14 protein-coding genes are annotated in these 16,777 nt (G+C 57.1%); 12 read left to right on the top strand and 2 right to left on the bottom strand.

Features of this window, described 5'->3' with window-relative positions; translation table 11 throughout:
* Positions 1-7 precede the first annotated feature (7 nt).
* From J2Y91_RS03870 to J2Y91_RS03860, 3 genes are read left to right on the top strand one after another with little or no spacing between them, the layout of a single operon-like run.
* Positions 8-790, top strand: a complete 783-nt coding sequence (locus J2Y91_RS03870; RefSeq protein ID WP_253539443.1) for an aspartate dehydrogenase — start codon at positions 8-10, stop codon at positions 788-790.
* Between the two features lie 9 nt (positions 791-799).
* Positions 800-2,269, top strand: a complete 1,470-nt coding sequence (locus J2Y91_RS03865; RefSeq protein WP_253537344.1) for an aldehyde dehydrogenase — start codon at positions 800-802, stop codon at positions 2,267-2,269.
* A gap of 20 nt (positions 2,270-2,289) precedes the next feature.
* Positions 2,290-3,924 carry a thiamine pyrophosphate-binding protein gene (locus J2Y91_RS03860; protein WP_253537342.1) on the top strand — a complete coding sequence of 545 codons (1,635 nt, stop codon included), beginning with the start codon at positions 2,290-2,292 and terminating at the stop codon, positions 3,922-3,924.
* A gap of 41 nt (positions 3,925-3,965) precedes the next feature.
* Here the strand turns inward: J2Y91_RS03860 and loiP are convergent, their stop codons facing one another.
* A complete protein-coding gene (gene loiP, locus J2Y91_RS03855) occupies positions 3,966-4,718 on the bottom strand; it encodes a metalloprotease LoiP (protein ID WP_048917237.1) in 753 nt (250 codons plus the stop codon).
* A gap of 288 nt (positions 4,719-5,006) precedes the next feature.
* Between loiP and tkt the strand changes: the two genes are divergently transcribed.
* The 7 genes from tkt (at position 5,007) to J2Y91_RS03820 (ending at position 13,390) form a co-directional block, all read left to right on the top strand.
* Positions 5,007-6,998 carry a transketolase gene (tkt, locus tag J2Y91_RS03850; RefSeq protein WP_099753471.1) on the top strand — a complete coding sequence of 664 codons (1,992 nt, stop codon included), beginning with the start codon at positions 5,007-5,009 and terminating at the stop codon, positions 6,996-6,998.
* 303 nt (positions 6,999-7,301) lie between these two features.
* Positions 7,302-8,321, top strand: coding sequence for an erythrose-4-phosphate dehydrogenase (gene epd, locus J2Y91_RS03845; RefSeq protein ID WP_253537341.1), 1,020 nt, complete (start codon positions 7,302-7,304; stop codon positions 8,319-8,321).
* A 49-nt stretch (positions 8,322-8,370) separates the two neighbouring features.
* Positions 8,371-9,537: a phosphoglycerate kinase gene (gene pgk / locus J2Y91_RS03840; RefSeq protein ID WP_099753472.1), complete on the top strand. Its 1,167-nt coding sequence runs from the start codon at positions 8,371-8,373 to the stop codon at positions 9,535-9,537.
* Between the two features lie 81 nt (positions 9,538-9,618).
* Positions 9,619-10,698 (top strand): class II fructose-bisphosphate aldolase, encoded by a 1,080-nt coding sequence (gene fbaA / locus J2Y91_RS03835; protein WP_048917233.1) that lies wholly within the window; start codon positions 9,619-9,621, stop codon positions 10,696-10,698.
* Positions 10,699-10,878: 180 nt separating this feature from the next.
* The gene (gene mscS, locus J2Y91_RS03830) at positions 10,879-11,751 is read left to right on the top strand and encodes a small-conductance mechanosensitive channel MscS (protein WP_253537339.1); all 873 of its coding nucleotides are present in this window, start codon (positions 10,879-10,881) and stop codon (positions 11,749-11,751) included.
* Between the two features lie 134 nt (positions 11,752-11,885).
* A complete protein-coding gene (argO, locus tag J2Y91_RS03825; RefSeq protein ID WP_133622818.1) occupies positions 11,886-12,506 on the top strand; it encodes an arginine exporter ArgO in 621 nt (206 codons plus the stop codon).
* A gap of 146 nt (positions 12,507-12,652) precedes the next feature.
* The gene (locus J2Y91_RS03820) at positions 12,653-13,390 is read left to right on the top strand and encodes an oxidative stress defense protein (RefSeq protein ID WP_413449781.1); all 738 of its coding nucleotides are present in this window, start codon (positions 12,653-12,655) and stop codon (positions 13,388-13,390) included.
* Between the two features lie 56 nt (positions 13,391-13,446).
* On the opposite strand, the gene J2Y91_RS03815 is transcribed toward J2Y91_RS03820, so the two are convergent.
* Entirely contained in the window at positions 13,447-14,346 is a 900-nt protein-coding gene (locus J2Y91_RS03815) for a LysR family transcriptional regulator ArgP (RefSeq protein ID WP_253537338.1), read from the bottom strand.
* Between the two features lie 204 nt (positions 14,347-14,550).
* On the opposite strand from J2Y91_RS03815, the gene rpiA reads away from it, so the two are divergent.
* Complete coding sequence (rpiA, locus tag J2Y91_RS03810; RefSeq protein WP_048917229.1) at positions 14,551-15,210, top strand: ribose-5-phosphate isomerase RpiA; 660 nt, start codon at positions 14,551-14,553, stop codon at positions 15,208-15,210.
* 282 nt (positions 15,211-15,492) lie between these two features.
* Positions 15,493-16,731, top strand: a complete 1,239-nt coding sequence (gene serA, locus J2Y91_RS03805; protein ID WP_048917228.1) for a phosphoglycerate dehydrogenase — start codon at positions 15,493-15,495, stop codon at positions 16,729-16,731.
* The last annotated feature ends 46 nt before the right edge of the window (positions 16,732-16,777 follow it).

Here is a 16,777-nt window from a genome sequence, read left to right as displayed (position 1 = left end):
GTAAATGATGAAAAAGATCATGCTAATCGGCTTTGGTGCCATGGCACAGGAAGTACTGGCGCGGCTGCCGCAGGGCGTTGAGCCTGGCTGGATAGTGGCGCGGGAAAGCCATCATGCGGCGATCCGCGATCGCTTTGGCACACGGGTTGCCGCACTGACCTCCCCTGAGGCCTGTGACGGGCAGCCGCAGCTGGTTTTGGAGTGTGCCAGCCAGCAGGCCGTCGGCGAATATGCTGAATGTGTTCTGCGGCGCGGCTGGCGGCTGGCGGTGATTTCCACCGGCGCGCTGGCGGATGAGTTACTGCATCAGCGCCTGCTGGCGGCCTGTCACCGCGGGGGGGGACGGTTGATCCCGCTTTCTGGTGCCGTCGCCGGGCTGGACGGGCTGGCTGCCGCGCGCGAGGGCGGATTGGACCATGTGATCTATCAGTCGTGTAAAAGCCCGGCCAGCTGGCGGGGTAGCCATGCGGAAACGCAGATCGACCTGATGGCGGTCAGCGACCGTCAGGTGTTCTGGCGCGGCAGCGCGCGTGAAGCCGCACGGCTGTTCCCGGCTAACGCCAACGTGGCGGCGACCATTGCTCTGGCTGGGATCGGGATGGACCAGACGCAGGTTGAGCTGATGGTTGACCCGGCGACAAAGCGCAATACCCATACGCTACAGGCGGCGGGAAAGTTCGGCGATCTCTACCTGGAACTGCGTGGTTATCCGCTCAGCACCAATGCGAAAACCTCCATGCTGGCAGCACTCAGTGCCGTAGAGGCCTGCCGTCAGCTGCTTTATCTCTAAGGAACCCTGATGGAAACGTTAAAGCTGTACCTGGCCGGCGAGTGGCGCGAAGGGCGCGGAGAGCGTTTTTGCAGCACCAACCCGGCCGATGGATCGGTCAATGGCTGGCTGCATGCCGCCAGCCTGGACGATGTTGAGCTGGCAGTTAGCGCGGCCGAGCGCGCCTGGCGGGCGCCGCAGTGGCGGCAGAGCCTGCCACACCAGCGTGCCGCGATCCTGCATCGAGTGGGGGACCTTATTACGCAACGGCTGGAGGCGCTGGCGCAGCTGCAGACGCGCGACAATGGTAAACCGCTGGCGGAGACGCGCGGGCTGGTCGCCAGCGCTGCCGCAACCGCGCACTATTTTGCGGCCGTCTGTGAAGTGATGGAGGGGGAGATCCCGCCGCCGCGCAGCAACGACTTTATCACCCTCAGTCGCTACGAGCCGATCGGCGTGGTGGCGGCAATCACGCCGTGGAACTCACCGATTGCCAGTGAGATGCAGAAAATTGCCCCGGCGCTGGCGGCTGGCAATGCCGTGGTGCTGAAACCGGCGGAAGCCACGCCGCTGATGGCGCTGGAGCTGGCCGCGCTGTTTGAGCAGGCCGGGCTGCCGCCGGGGCTGCTCAGCGTACTGCCAGGCAAAGGCTCGATAGTCGGGGAAGCGCTGGCGCGTCATTCACTGGTGAAGAAAATCTCCTTTACCGGCGGAACCCGTACCGGCCAGCGTCTGGCGCATATCGCGGCGGACAAACTGATCGGCACTTCGCTGGAACTGGGAGGGAAATCCCCGACCATTGTGCTGGCCGACGCCGATATCGAGCAGGCCGCACGCGGCATTTGCTACGGCATTTTCAGCTCTGGCGGGCAGGCCTGCATTGCCGGATCGCGGCTGTTTATTCATCGCTCTCTCTACCCACGACTGATCGACAGACTGCTGCAGTTAACGGAGGGCCTGCGGCTTGGCGACCCATTGCGTCCCGGCACCCATATCGGCCCGCTGATCGGCCCCGAGCACCGCCAGTCGGTGATGGACTATGTGGCGCTGGCGCGTGAAGAGGGTGGCGAGATTTTGTGCGGAGGAGAGATCCCTGCCGATCCGGCGCTGGCGAACGGCAACTGGTTCCAGCCGACGATTATCGCCGGGCTGAATAACGCGGCAAGAGTGTGCCAGGAGGAGATCTTCGGCCCGGTGCTGGTGGTGATGCCGTTCGATGATGAGGAGCAGCTGATAGCCCAGGCCAATGATTCGATTTATGGCCTGGCGGCGGGCATCTGGACTCGCAACATCCCTTATGCCCTGCAGCTTGCCGATCGGCTGGAGTGCGGCACGGTGTGGATCAATACCTACAAAGTCTTTTCGATAGCCACGCCGTTTGGCGGTTTCAAGCAGAGTGGCCTTGGTCGCGAAAAGGGGCTGCAGGGCATTAAGGCCTGGATGCAGCAGAAGAGCATCTATCTGGCGATGACCCCGGCAATTAACGCCTGGAGTGACTAACTATGGAACGGGAAATAGCGATGAGCGAAATGATAACGGTGGGTGAAGCGCTGGCGCGGACTCTTGAGTTATACGGGGTTAAAACGCTATATGGGATTATTTCTATTCACAATTTACCGATTGCCGATGCCATCGGCCAGCGTGGGAAGCTGCACTTTGTTCCCGCTCGCGGCGAGGCGGGCGCAGTGACCATGGCTGATGCGCACGGGAGGTTCAGCGGGCTGGGGGTGGCGCTAACCAGTACCGGTGCCGGAGCGGGCAACGCGGTAGGGTCGCTGCTCGAAGCGATGAACGCCGGAACGCCTCTGCTGCATCTGACCGGGCAGGTTGAGAAGGCGTATCTTGATGCCGACAGCGGATTTATTCACGAAGCCCGCGACCAGCTCGCTTTCCTGCGCAGCTCCGGTAAGGCCGCGCTGCGCGTGCACTCGCCGCAGCAGGCGGTGGCGCTGCTGCATCGGGCAATCCAGACGGCTCAGACGCCGCCGTGCGGTCCGGTTTCGGTCGAGATCCCGATAGATATCCAGAACAGCCTGATACCCGCCTCGCTGGTGACGCCGCCGGTCGGTCCACTTTCTGCGCCTGCGCCGCCGGAGAGCGTGATTGCCGCGCTGGTGGAAAAGGTGAAACGTGCCCGGCGCCCACTGCTGTGGGTCGGCGGTGGAGCATCAGGCTGCAGCGAGGCAATAAGAAAGCTGGCAGACGCCGGGTTCAGGGTGATCTCCAGCGCGCACGGTCGCGGTATTTTGCCGGATGATCATCCGCGCAGCCTGCGCGCATTTCACAACTCTCCTGCGGTGGAAAGCGTGATGGCGCAATGCGACTTAACGCTGATCGCCGGTTCGCGCCTGCGCAGTAATGAGACGCGCAGCTGGACCCTGACGCTGCCACAGCCGCGGGTGCAGATTGATATCGACCCGGCAGCGGCCAGCCGAAATTATCTGGCGGACGAGGTGCTGAACTATGACTGTGCTGCGCTGCTGAATGCACTGGCACAGCGCCTGTCACCGGTCAGCGATGCGGCGGGCGATCGCCAGATTGCGCAGGCGGTGGCAGAAGCGGAACGTGAACTGCGCGCCCAGTGCGGAGTGTATGCCGGGCTGAACGATGCCGTTGCCGCCGCGCTGCCCGCGCAGGGCATTCTGGTGCGTGATATTACCGTTTCCGGCAGCGTCTGGGGCAGTCGTTTACTGCGTGCCAACGGCCCCTTAGCCAATATTCATTCGCTGGCCGGGGCAATCGGAATGGGGCTGGCGATGGCGATTGGCAGCGCGCTGGCCAATCCGCAGCGTAAAGTGATTGGCCTGGTCGGTGACGGCGGGCTGGCGCTGGGCGTCGGCGAGCTGGCGACGCTGGTGCAGGAGCGGGCTAACGTGACGCTGCTGGTGATGAACGACGGAGGTTACGGCGTGATGCGCGGCATTCAGGATAAGTATTTTGGCGGGCGGCAGTATTACAACGAACTGCACACGCCGGATTATACCCTGCTGGCGCAGTCGATGGGGATGCAGGCCTGGAGCATCAGCGATGCCGCCATGTTCAGCAGCGTACTGGCGGAAGCGATAGCGATGCCGGGGCCAACGCTGGTGGAGGTAAAAATGAGCGCAATCGGACCCTTGCATTTTGCCGGCCCACCGCAGAAAACCTTATATTAATGATTCGGGGCGGGCATGCCCGCCCCCTGCCGCGCCCGCAATTACTTACCGGCCGCGATACGCTCTTTGATATGGTCGGCGCGCGCCTGAGAAGCCGGATGCGAGTCAAACATACTGCTTTCGTGCGTGCCTTCCAGCTTCGCCAGCTTCTCGAAGCTGGTCACCAGACCCTGCGGGTTAATATTGCGTTTTTTCAGCAGATCAAACGAGTAGTCATCGGCCTGCGATTCCTGGCTCTGGGAGAACTGCGCGTTCACCAGTTTTTCACCCAGGTCACCCAGCTGCGACTGTGACAGCGAAGCGGCAATACCGCCAGCAGAGGCCGCCGCGGTGCGGATAGCGGTGGTGGAGTAGGCCAGCTGCATCGCTTTACGCGAGTGGCCCAGCGCGACGTGGCCCATTTCGTGGCCCAGCACACCTTCCACTTCATTATCGGTCATCATATCCATCAGGCCGCTGTAAACGCGGATGCAGCCGTTTGCCATCGCCCACGCGTTGACATCTTTGGTGACGTAGACTTTGTAGTTAGCCGGCGTGCCGTTGATATTGTCGCCCAGCGCAGCGGAGATCTTCTTCAGGCGTTGAGCATAAGTGCTGCTGGCGGGAGCAATCTGCGCTTCGCTGTCCATCTGCTGACAGGATTTTTCGCTCAGCTCTTTAACCTGCGCATCGCTCAGGGTAGCAGCCTGGTAAGCCTGCGCGCCTGACTGCATCAGGGCATTGCTGTCAAAATTCTGACAGCCGGAAACTAATGTCGCGAGTGCGATCGCGCTAACAGAAATACGTTTCATCATTCCAGTTCATCCATTTAGGTAACAAGGTATAGAAATCAAAAAGTTGTCAATTTATGCTGGGCGAATTATTGCCAGCGAAACCGGAGTTATAGCCTTTGCTGGTATAAATGCATAGCACCACTGCTCCGAAAGGGCCACTAATGTGACTTTTTTTACATCCTGCGCCATGTACATGTTACCCGTGTTTCATGTACATTGATTGTCGACTTTCCTTCGGCTTTGCCTGATAACTCATTCATTACAATAGGTTAAGGACGGCGAAGCGTTAAATCCGACCTGGAGTAGAAAATGTCTTCTCGTAAAGAGCTTGCCAACGCCATTCGCGCATTGAGTATGGATGCGGTGCAAAAAGCCAAATCCGGCCACCCGGGCGCCCCAATGGGCATGGCCGATATCGCCGAAGTTCTGTGGCGTGACTTCCTGAATCACAACCCGACTAACCCGCTGTGGGCAGACCGCGACCGCTTCGTGCTGTCAAACGGCCACGGCTCAATGCTGATCTATAGCCTGCTGCACCTCAGCGGTTACGATCTGCCAATCAGTGAACTGGCTAACTTCCGTCAGCTGCACTCCAAAACCCCAGGTCACCCTGAATACGGCTACACCGTAGGCGTGGAAACCACCACCGGTCCACTGGGCCAGGGTATCGCCAACGCGGTCGGTTTTGCTATTGCAGAACGCACGCTGGCCGCGCAGTTTAACCGTCCGGGCCACGATATTGTTGACCATAACACCTACGTGTTCATGGGCGACGGCTGCATGATGGAAGGCATCTCGCACGAAGTGTGCTCGCTGGCGGGTACGCTGAAGCTGGGTAAACTGGTCGCGTTCTATGATGACAACGGTATCTCCATCGACGGCCACATTGATGGCTGGTTCACCGATGACACCGCGCAGCGCTTCGAGTCTTACGGCTGGCACGTGGTGCGCGGCGTGGACGGTCATGATGCGGACGCGATTAAGAAAGCGGTGGAAGAAGCCAAAGCGGTGAGCGATAAGCCTTCCCTGCTGATGTGCAAAACGGTTATTGGCTTCGGTTCGCCGAACAAAGCCGGTACTCACGACTCCCACGGTGCGCCGCTGGGCGATGAAGAGATTGCACTGACCCGTAAGCAGCTGGGCTGGAACCACGCGCCGTTTGAAATTCCTTCAGACATCTATGCACAGTGGGACGCGAAAGAAGCGGGCCAGGCGAAAGAAGCTGCATGGGACGAGAAGTTTGCTGCCTACGCTAAAGCCTTCCCGGAGCTGGCCGCTGAGTTCAAGCGCCGCATGAATAACGAGCTGCCGGCAAACTGGGCTGCTGAGTCGCAGAAGTTTGTTGAACAGCTACAGGCGAACCCGGCGAAAATCGCCAGCCGTAAAGCGTCACAGAATGCCATCGAAGCCTTTGGCAAACTGCTGCCGGAATATCTGGGCGGCTCCGCTGACCTGGCGCCAAGCAACCTGACGATGTGGTCTGGTTCTAAGCCAATCAACGAAGATGCAGCGGGTAACTACATCCATTACGGCGTGCGCGAATTCGGTATGACCGCTATCGCTAACGGTATCACCCTGCACGGTGGTTTCCTGCCGTACACCGCGACCTTCCTGATGTTTGTCGAATATGCCCGTAATGCGGTGCGTATGGCTGCACTGATGAAGATCCGTCAGGTGATGGTCTATACCCATGACTCTATCGGTCTGGGCGAAGATGGCCCAACTCACCAGCCGGTAGAGCAGCTGGCGAGCCTGCGCGTGACGCCGAACATGAGCACCTGGCGCCCGTGTGACCAGGTTGAGTCGGCGATTGCGTGGAAATATGGCATCGAACGTCAGGATGGCCCAACTGCGCTGATCCTGTCGCGTCAGAACCTGGCACAGCAGGATCGTACCGCTGAGCAGCTGGCTAACGTTGCGCGTGGTGCTTACGTGCTGAAAGATTGCGACGGTACGCCGGAGGTCATCTTCATCGCTACCGGTTCAGAAGTTGAGCTGGCCGTGGGCGCTTATGAGCAGCTGACTGCTGAAGGCCGTAAGGCGCGCGTGGTTTCCATGCCGTCTACTGATGCCTTCGACAAGCAGGATGCCGCTTACCGCGAATCCGTGCTGCCGAAAGCTGTCAGCGCGCGCGTGGCGATTGAAGCCGGTATCGCAGATTACTGGTTCAAATACACCGGCCTGAACGGTGCCATCGTCGGTATGACCAGCTTCGGCGAGTCTGCACCGGCCGAGAAGCTGTTCGACCTGTTTGGCTTCACCGTGGATAACGTGGTCGCTAAAGCGAAAGCGCTGCTGTAATCACGCAGCGGGCGAGGCATGCCTCGCCTCAGGATGTTATAGCGTAGGGGGCGGGCATACCCGCCCCTTTTTTGTTCCCACCGATAAATTCTAAATTTGTGACGTAGATCCAAACTTACGCGCCGCAATTGATCCCAGTCATTCCTATTATTCCTGACTTCTATTATTCTGGCTGAAGCGTTTCAGTTGTCAGTGGGCCCTGTTATTTTCGCCGACCATTCGATAAGAATCTGCTGTACAAATCGCCACGGCTGGCTCAGGCTAATTGTCCGATTTTACGGTGAATTCTGGTGCAGGAGTAATATGACAGTTCGCATTGCCATAAACGGGTTTGGTCGCATTGGGCGCAATGTTTTACGCGCGCTGTACGAGACCGGGCGACGTGCTGAAATTACGGTCGTCGCCATCAATGAGCTGGCGGACGCCGCGGGCATGGCACATTTGCTGAAATACGATACCAGCCACGGGCGATTCGCATGGGATGTGCGTCAGGAGCGCGACCTGCTGACGGTAGGGGATGACACCATCCGCCTGCTGCATGTGGCAGAGCTCGCGCACCTGCCGTGGCGCGAGCTGAATGTCGATGTCGTGCTCGACTGTACCGGAGTTTATGGCAGCCGTGCCGATGGTGAAGCGCACCTGCACTCTGGGGCAAAAAAGGTGTTGTTCTCACACCCAGGCGGGCACGATCTGGACGCCACCGTGGTTTACGGCGTGAATGAGAAAGCGCTGCTGCCGGAGCATTTGCTGGTGTCGAATGCTTCCTGTACCACTAACTGCATCATTCCGATTATCAAGCTGCTGGATGATGCCTGGGGTATTGAGTCCGGCACCGTCACCACGATTCATTCGGCGATGCATGACCAGCAGGTGATTGATGCTTATCACCCGGATTTACGGCGCACCCGCGCTGCCAGCCAGTCGATTATTCCGGTCGACACCCGGCTGGCCGCCGGCATTACGCGTATTTTTCCGAAATTTAACGATCGCTTCGAAGCGATTGCGGTGCGCGTGCCGACCATCAACGTGACGGCCATTGACCTGAGCGTCAGCGTGCGTGATGCGGTAAAGGCATGTGAGGTCAACGCCCTGCTGCAAAGTGCGTCAGAAGGGGCATTTAGTGGTATAGTTGACTATACGGAATTACCGTTAGTCTCGATAGATTTTAACCACGATCCGCACAGTGCCATAGTGGACGGCACGCAGACGCGGGTCAGCGGTCAGCACCTGATTAAGACTTTAGTCTGGTGCGACAACGAATGGGGCTTTGCTAACCGGATGATTGATACCACGTTAGCGATGGCCGCAAGCGGTTTCAGGTAGGGCGCGGTTTGCGCCTGTAAAACTTAAGAGTTAAACGAGAGGATTCACCATGTCTGTAATTAAGATGACCGATCTGGATCTTGCTGGTAAACGCGTACTAATTCGTTCCGATTTAAACGTGCCAGTGAAAGAAGGGAAAGTGACGTCTGATGCACGAATTCGTGCTTCATTGCCGACCATCGAAGCGGCCCTGAAGCAGGGCGCAAAAGTGATGGTAACCTCCCACCTTGGTCGCCCGACCGAAGGTGAATACAACGAAGAGTTCTCACTGCTGCCGGTAGTGAACTACCTGAAAGATAAGCTGGGCGCGGAAAACGTCTCCCTGGCGAAAGAGTACCTCGACGGCGTTGAGCTGGAAGCCGGCAAGCTGGTGGTTTTGGAAAACGTTCGTTTTAACAAGGGCGAAAAGAAAGACGACGAAGCGCTCTCTAAAAAATACGCGGCCCTGTGCGACGTCTACGTGATGGACGCCTTCGGCACCGCGCACCGCGCACAGGCTTCAACGCACGGCGTGGGTAAATTTGCCCCAATCGCCTGTGCTGGCCCGCTGCTGGCGAACGAGCTGGAAGCGCTGGGTAAAGCCCTGAAAACGCCTGCGCGCCCAATGGTGGCAGTGGTTGGCGGTTCAAAAGTCTCCACTAAGTTTGACGTACTGAACTCGCTGGTGAAGATTGCTGACACCGTGATTGTTGGCGGTGGCATTGCTAACACCTTCGTGGCCATCGACAACAACGTCGGTAAATCACTGTACGAGCCAGATTTCGTTGAAGCGGCGAAAAAACTGCGCGATGAGTTCAAGATCCCGGTTCCTACCGACTCTCGCGTCGGCACGGAATTCTCTGAAACTGCACCGTCTACCGTGAAGAAAGTGTCTGAAGTTCAGGACAATGAAGAGATCATGGACTTCGGTGATGAAACCGCAGAAGCCATGGCTAAGCTGTTGAAAGAAGCTAAAACTATTCTGTGGAACGGCCCGGTTGGCGTGTTCGAATTCCCTAACTTCCGTAAAGGCACTGAAATCGTTGCTAAAGCGATTGCAGACAGTGACGCATTCTCCATCGCTGGCGGCGGTGATACGCTGGCGGCCATCGACCTGTTTGGTATTGAAGATAAAATCTCCTATATCTCTACCGGTGGCGGTGCATTCCTCGAGTTCGTGGAAGGCAAAACTCTGCCTGCGGTTGCCATGCTGGAAGAGCGTGCGAAGCAGAACTAATTAATCCTCAGTGCGGGGTGTTTGATGCCCCGCGTGAGATCTGAATCCTTTAATACGACCGAAGAAACAGGACAAGCTAACATGTCTAAAATTTTTGATTTCGTAAAACCAGGCGTTGTCACCGGTGACGACGTTCAGAAGATCTTCAAAGTGGCGAAAGAGAACAAGTTCGCCCTGCCAGCAGTTAACTGCGTGGGTACTGACTCCATCAACGCCGTTCTGGAAACCGCTGCGAAAGTAAAAGCACCGGTCATCATTCAGTTCTCCAACGGTGGCGCTGGCTTCATCGCCGGTAAAGGCCTGAAATCAGATAAGCCACAGGCTGCTGCTATCTTTGGCGCAATCTCTGGCGCACACCACGTGCATCTGATGGCTGAACATTACGGCGTGCCGGTTATCCTGCACACCGACCACTGCGCGAAGAAACTGCTGCCGTGGATCGACGGCCTGCTGGAAGCGGGTGAAGCTCACTTCGCCAAAACCGGTAAGCCACTGTTCTCTTCTCACATGATCGACCTGTCTGAAGAGTCGCTGGAAGAAAACATCGAGATCTGCAGCAAGTATCTGGCGCGCATGGCGAAAATCGACATGACCCTGGAAATTGAACTGGGCTGCACCGGTGGTGAAGAAGATGGCGTGGACAACAGCCACATGGACGCTTCCGCGCTGTACACCCAGCCAGAAGACGTTGATTACGCTTACACCAAGCTGAACGCCATCAGCCCACGTTTCACTATCGCTGCTTCATTCGGTAACGTGCACGGCGTGTACAAGCCAGGCAACGTGAAACTGACCCCGACCATCCTGCGTGATTCTCAGAAATACGTCAGCGAAAAACACGGTCTGCCAGTGAACTCCCTGGACTTCGTATTCCACGGCGGTTCCGGTTCATCTGCGGCTGAAATCGAAGAGTCTATCGGTTATGGCGTGATCAAAATGAACATTGATACCGATACCCAGTGGGCAACCTGGGACGGCATCCTGCAGTACTACAAAAAGAACGAAGGTTATCTGCAGGCGCAGCTGGGCAACCCGGAAGGCGCTGATAAGCCGAACAAGAAGTACTACGATCCACGCGTATGGCTGCGTGCTTCCCAGTCTTCAATGATTGTTCGCCTGGAGCAGGCATTTAAAGAACTGAACGCGGTCGACGTACTGTAATTCAGCTTCTGCTCAAAAAAGGCCCTGAGGGGCCTTTTTTTATGCAATCAATTCGGAATGTTCAGGTGATTTCGTGACTTGTTTGGCAAAACTGCAATTTTTTGCATACCCTTAACGCCATCGGCTGCCGCTTGCTGGCAGAGTTTTGAACGCCCTTTTGGGCAACAACGGGATCAGTTTATGGACGATTTAAATGTAGTTGGTGGTATTAACAGTGCCGGGGGCTGGCTGGTGCGCAATCAGGCGCTGCTGCTGAGCTATGCAGTCAATATCGTAGCTGCCCTGGCAATCATCATCGTCGGGATGATCGTCGCACGCATTATCTCCAACGCGATTAACAAAGTGATGCGTGCGCGCCATATCGATGCCACGGTGGCTGACTTCCTGTCGGCTCTGGTGCGCTATGGAATCATTGCCTTCACCCTGATTGCCGCGCTGGGCCGCGTGGGTGTGCAGACTGCTTCGGTAATTGCCGTTCTGGGTGCTGCCGGCCTGGCTATCGGCCTTGCACTGCAGGGCTCGCTCTCAAACCTGGCGGCCGGAGTCCTGCTGGTCACTTTCCGTCCGTTCCGCACGGGTGAGTTTATCGATATTGGCGTAATGGGCACTGTGCAGAACGTGCAGATCTTCTCCACTACCCTGAAAACTGCCGACGGCAAAATCGTGGTGGTGCCTAACGGCAAAATTATCGCCGGTAACATCGTTAACTTCTCGCGCGAGCCGGAGCGCCGTAACGAATTCATCATTGGCGTGGCCTACGATGCCGATATTGATCAAGTGCTGACCCTGCTGCGTGAGGTGGTTGATGCGGAGCCACGCGTACTGCAGGAGCGCGGCGTGCAGATCGGCCTGAACGAGCTGGCGGCCTCTTCCGTCAACGTGGTGATCCGCTGCTGGAGCAAAGCGGGCGATCTGCAGAACGTGTACTGGGATCTGATGAAGAACTTCAAGCGCGCGCTGGATGCTAAAGGGATCGGTATTCCTTATCCGCAGATGGACGTGCACCTGCATCAGGTCAAAGCGCCTGAAGCCGAAGCGGCAAAAGCTGAGTAATGGTTTCCGGGTCGGCCTGAAATAGTGGCTGACCCATTATTAGCCTTTCTTATAAACCATTAATTTTTTCCATTTCCCCTAATAATTCCCGCGCTATACACTTGCCATCATCGTTATCCGCTGAGGGCTTTCCCGTGTTATCTGTTTTCCTTCAAGGTGTTGCCATGGGCGCAGCGCTGATTTTACCGCTCGGTCCGCAAAATGCGTTCGTGATGAACCAGGGCGTGCGACGTCAGTATCATCTGATGACGGCGGCACTCTGCACGCTGAGCGATATCGTGCTGATTTGCGGTGGGATTTTTGGCGGTAGCGCCTTGCTCAACCAGTCACCGCTGATGCTTAATCTGGTGACCTGGGGCGGTGTGGCCTTCCTGCTGTGGTACGGCTTTGGTGCCCTGCGCACCGCGTTTAGCGGCGATGTTGATCTCGCGTCGGCTAAGGCGTTAAAGCAGGGGCGCTGGCGTATCGTGGCGACAATGATGGCCGTCACCTGGCTCAATCCGCATGTCTACATTGATACCTTTGTGGTGCTTGGCAGCCTGGGCGGACAGCTGCCTGAAGAAGCGCGCCGCTGGTTTGCGCTCGGCTCCGCCAGTGCCTCGGTGGTGTGGTTCTTCGGTCTTGCCCTGCTGGCCTCCTGGCTGTCGCCGTTGCTCAACACCCGCCGAGCCCAGCGCATCATCAACCTGCTGGTCGGGCTGGTTATGTGGGCCATCGCCCTCAAACTGGCACTGCAGGCCCTCTCTTTCCTCTGACGGGAACTTCACTCCAGGAATTGATGTCATAGCGTGAGCGGTTATCACGCACTAAAATATGCTGAACCGTTGCTCTGAGACGGAACAATTCGCTGCCGCAGCGCTTTTCTGCGGCAGCTGCTCATACGAAGCCGATGAAATACCCCATGGAGGAAGCAGTGAAGCTGACTAAACTGGCCCTGGCCGCAATGATTGGATTGGGAACGCTGCCATTAGCTGCGCAGGCAGACGAGTTACCTAATGGCCCGCACGTGGTGACGTCCGGGCAGTCCAGCGTCGATGCCACCCCGGATATCGCCACGCTGGCTATCGAAGTGAATGTTTCCGCGAAGGATGCGGGCGAAGCGAAGAAACAGGCGGACAGCCGCGTCCAGCAGTATTTCGACTTCCTCGATAAGAACGGTATTGAGAAGAAAGATATCAACGCCGCCAACCTGCGGACCCAACCTGAATATGACTACACTAAAGATGGTAAGTCGGTGCTGAAAGGCTACCGTGCGGTGCGCCAGGTGCAGGTAACGCTGCGCAAGCTCGATAAGCTTAACGATCTGCTGGATGGTGCGCTGAAGACGGGCCTGAATGAGATCCGTTCAGTGGAGCTGGGCGTGGCCAACCCTGAAGAGTATAAAGCGAAAGCGCGTAAAGCCGCGATCGAGGATGCCACCAGGCAGGCAGGCGAACTGGCGCAGGGCTTTAATACCCAGCTTGGCCCGGTTTACAGCATCCGTTATCACGTGGCGAACTACCAGCCAATGCCAATGGCGCGCATGTATAAAACCGCAGATGCCGCCCCGATGACGTCTGCCGCGCAGACCTACGAGCAGCAGAGCATTCACTTCGACGACCAGGTTGACGTGGTGTTTGAATTGCAGCGTAATCCTTAATCTTGCACGGGCCGATCGGAAAAGAAGATCGGCCCCTACAAATGCCCGGCATGCGGTTATTCCGCATCCTGACGCAGCACGCGATGGCCGTGCGCCAGCAGCGCATCGGTCACTTTACGCATCAGCCGGCTTTCCGGCGCGAAGCGATGCCAGTAGAGCATGCGGCGCTGCAACAGCCCCGGGGTCAAATTAATCAGTTCACCTTCCGCCAGTTCACGCTCAATTTGCAGGTGTGGGATCATACAGCAGGTCGTTCCCTGACGCGCCAGCTGCACAAAGGCTTCCGACGAGTTAACGATATGGCACGGTACGCTGCCCGGCGACAGGTCAAAGTTCTGCTGTAAAAATGCCTGATGCATATCGTCCAGATGGTCAAAGGCGACCGCCGGGGCTTTCAGCAGCGCGGAGCGCGTGACGCCATTGGGGAAGTAGCGGGCGGCAAACTCTTTTGAGCCGACGAACAGGTAGTCCAGCGCGCCCAGCTGATCGACCAGACAGCTCGGTAACGGCTGCGGCTGAATACTGATTGCGCCGACCACTTCACCGCGACGCAGGCGTTCCTGCGTGCGCGTCTCATCTTCCACCTGAATGTTCAAACGCACCGGCGAATCCGTCAGTACGGTTTTCAGCGCCGGTAACAGCCAGGTTGCCAGGCTGTCGGCGTTGACCGCCAGCGACAGCAGCAGGGGAGTGGTGCCGCCGTTATCATCGCCCAGCCACTCCTCTTCCAGCAGCTCGACCTGGTGCAGCAGCGCCAGCAGTTTTTGCCCCTGTTCTGTCGGACGCGGTGGTACGGTGCGCACCAGCAGCGGCTGTCCGAACATATTCTCCAGCTGCTTAATGCGCTGGGAAACCGCAGACTGGGTAATACAGAGCTTTTGTGCTGCACGTTCAAAGCCGCGCTCGCGAATCACTGCATCCAGCGCCTGAAGCGTTCGATAATCCGGGCGTTTCATCAGTCGTTCTACTCTCTTTCAGGTGTGGAAGTTGCACTATGCCATATTTTACGCATTTTGCGCCGTGCTAACCTCACTTTATGAATCAACCACTTTGTGGGCTGTGTTCCAATCCTGCCAATCAAATGCCGCGCATAGCGGTTTTTTTTTGCAGCCTTGCTTTATACTACGCGCACACAATGCAGCACAGGTTTTAAACATACCATGACGCAGGATGAACTGAAAAAAGCCGTTGGCTGGGCAGCGCTTGATTACGTCACGCCGGGCACGATTGTTGGTGTGGGCACTGGCTCGACCGCCGCACACTTTATTGATGCGCTGGCCTCGATTAAGCATCAGATCGAAGGGGCTGTTTCCAGCTCTGAAGCCTCCACCGCGAAGCTGAAAGAGTACGGCATTCCCGTTTTTGACCTTAACGAAGTCGACCAGCTGGCGGTGTATGTTGACGGTGCCGATGAGATCAACCGCCAGATGGAGATGATAAAAGGCGGCGGTGCGGCGCTGACGCGCGAGAAGATTATCGCTGCGGTGGCCGATCGCTTCATCTGCATTGCGGATGCCTCCAAACAGGTTGATGTGCTGGGCAATTTTCCGCTGCCGGTTGAGGTGATCCCAATGGCGCGTGCCTATGTGGCACGGGAACTGGTTAAGCTCGGCGGGCTGCCGGAGTACCGTCAGAACGTGGTGACCGACAACGGCAACATTATTCTCGACGTGCATAATCTTAAGATTATGGAACCGATTAAGCTGGAAGCCGCGATCAATGCGCTGCCAGGCGTGGTCACCGTAGGGCTGTTTGCCGCGCGCTGTGCTGACGTGGCGCTGATTGGTACGCCGGATGGCGTGAAGACCATCAAAAAATGATCTGTCCGGCGCCCACGCGGCGCCAGATATTTTTTGCCAAAAAACATCTTTTCTTTTGCAGGCTAAATTTGGTGACTTATGTCACATTGTGCCTGCCTGCCGCACTATCCTCCTGGTCGTGCGCATTGCACCATGATTTTCTATCGCTTTGTTCTGGCTCAGAGCATCGCCGTGCTGAGCGTCAGGCAATCGTTTGTATTGCCGCAGGCGTAAATTTTGTTATTTTGACAGAAGGCTGGCTTATATCAGCCATCATTGAAGTCTGCTAAATAGGGTCGGGAAATGGCAAAAGTATCACTGGAGAAAGACAAGATTAAATTCCTGCTGGTGGAAGGCGTGCATCAAAGCGCCATCGATAACCTGCGCTCTGCTGGTTACACCAACATTGAATTTCATAAAGGCGCACTGGACAGCGAAGCGCTGAAAGAGTCCATCCGCGATGCACACTTCATCGGGATTCGATCGCGCACCAACCTCACCGAAGAGATCTTCGCGGCGGCGGAAAAGCTGGTTGCCGTCGGTTGCTTCTGCATCGGGACCAACCAGGTTGATCTGCATGCCGCTGCTATCCGCGGTATTCCGGTGTTTAACGCACCTTTCTCCAACACCCGATCCGTAGCTGAACTGGTTATCGGCGAACTGCTGCTGATGCTGCGCGGCGTGCCTGCGGCTAATGCCAAAGCGCACCGTGGCGTCTGGCACAAGCTGGCGGTAGGTTCGTTTGAAGCGCGCGGTAAAAAACTCGGTATCATTGGCTATGGCCATATCGGTATGCAGCTGGGCGTGCTGGCGGAAAGCCTTGGTATGCACGTCTTCTTCTACGATATCGAAAGCAAACTGCCACTGGGCAATGCGACCCAGGTGCAGCATCTCTCCGACCTGCTGAATATGAGCGACGTGGTAAGCCTGCACGTGCCGGAAACGCCGTCGACGCAGAATATGATGGGAGCGGAAGAGCTGGCGCTGATGAAGCCAGGTGCGCTGCTGATTAACGCTTCACGCGGCACCGTGGTCGATATCCCTGCGCTGTGCGAAGTGCTGGCGAGCAAGCATCTGGCCGGCGCGGCGATTGACGTGTTCCCGGAAGAGCCAGCGACCAACAGCGATCCCTTCCTGTCACCGCTGTGCGAGTTTGATAACGTGATCCTGACCCCACACATTGGAGGTTCAACTCAGGAAGCGCAGGAAAATATCGGTATTGAAGTGGCGGGCAAACTGGCGAAATACTCTGATAACGGCTCAACGCTGTCAGCGGTTAACTTCCCGGAAGCCTCGCTGCCAATGCACGGTGCTAATGCCAGCCGTCTGATGCACATTCATGAAAACCGTCCAGGCGTGCTGACGGCTATCAACCTGATTTTCGCCGATCAGGGCATCAACATCTCAGCCCAGTATCTGCAGACCACACCGCAGATGGGTTATGTGGTCATTGATGTTGATGCGTCGCAGGATGAAGCCGACAAAGCGCTGCAGCTGATGAAAGCGATACCGGGTACCATTCGCGCCCGTCTGCTTTACTAAATGCTATAGGGGCCGATCTTCTTTTCGATCGGCCCCGGGCGGTGTT

The sequence above is a fragment of the Erwinia aphidicola genome, from assembly GCF_024169515.1.
Classification (GTDB): domain Bacteria; phylum Pseudomonadota; class Gammaproteobacteria; order Enterobacterales; family Enterobacteriaceae; genus Erwinia; species Erwinia aphidicola.
Note: the sequence above shows the minus strand (reverse complement) of the source record. Positions and strands in the feature narration are given on the sequence as shown.

What these genes read in the sequence shown, in the direction of transcription:
- J2Y91_RS03865 (WP_253537344.1), top strand. Translation starts at nt 800, where the DNA reads ATGGAAACGTTAAAGCTGTACCTGGCCGGCGAGTGGCGCGAAGGGCGC.
- J2Y91_RS03820 (WP_413449781.1), top strand. Translation starts at nt 12,653, where the DNA reads ATGGAGGAAGCAGTGAAGCTGACTAAACTGGCCCTGGCCGCAATGATT.
- tkt (WP_099753471.1), top strand. Translation starts at nt 5,007, where the DNA reads ATGTCTTCTCGTAAAGAGCTTGCCAACGCCATTCGCGCATTGAGTATG.
- serA (WP_048917228.1), top strand. Translation starts at nt 15,493, where the DNA reads ATGGCAAAAGTATCACTGGAGAAAGACAAGATTAAATTCCTGCTGGTG.
- fbaA (WP_048917233.1), top strand. Translation starts at nt 9,619, where the DNA reads ATGTCTAAAATTTTTGATTTCGTAAAACCAGGCGTTGTCACCGGTGAC.
- J2Y91_RS03870 (WP_253539443.1), top strand. Translation starts at nt 8, where the DNA reads ATGAAAAAGATCATGCTAATCGGCTTTGGTGCCATGGCACAGGAAGTA.
- epd (WP_253537341.1), top strand. Translation starts at nt 7,302, where the DNA reads ATGACAGTTCGCATTGCCATAAACGGGTTTGGTCGCATTGGGCGCAAT.
- loiP (WP_048917237.1), bottom strand. Translation starts at nt 4,718, where the DNA reads ATGATGAAACGTATTTCTGTTAGCGCGATCGCACTCGCGACATTAGTT.
- J2Y91_RS03815 (WP_253537338.1), bottom strand. Translation starts at nt 14,346, where the DNA reads ATGAAACGCCCGGATTATCGAACGCTTCAGGCGCTGGATGCAGTGATT.
- rpiA (WP_048917229.1), top strand. Translation starts at nt 14,551, where the DNA reads ATGACGCAGGATGAACTGAAAAAAGCCGTTGGCTGGGCAGCGCTTGAT.
- J2Y91_RS03860 (WP_253537342.1), top strand. Translation starts at nt 2,290, where the DNA reads ATGAGCGAAATGATAACGGTGGGTGAAGCGCTGGCGCGGACTCTTGAG.
- mscS (WP_253537339.1), top strand. Translation starts at nt 10,879, where the DNA reads ATGGACGATTTAAATGTAGTTGGTGGTATTAACAGTGCCGGGGGCTGG.
- pgk (WP_099753472.1), top strand. Translation starts at nt 8,371, where the DNA reads ATGTCTGTAATTAAGATGACCGATCTGGATCTTGCTGGTAAACGCGTA.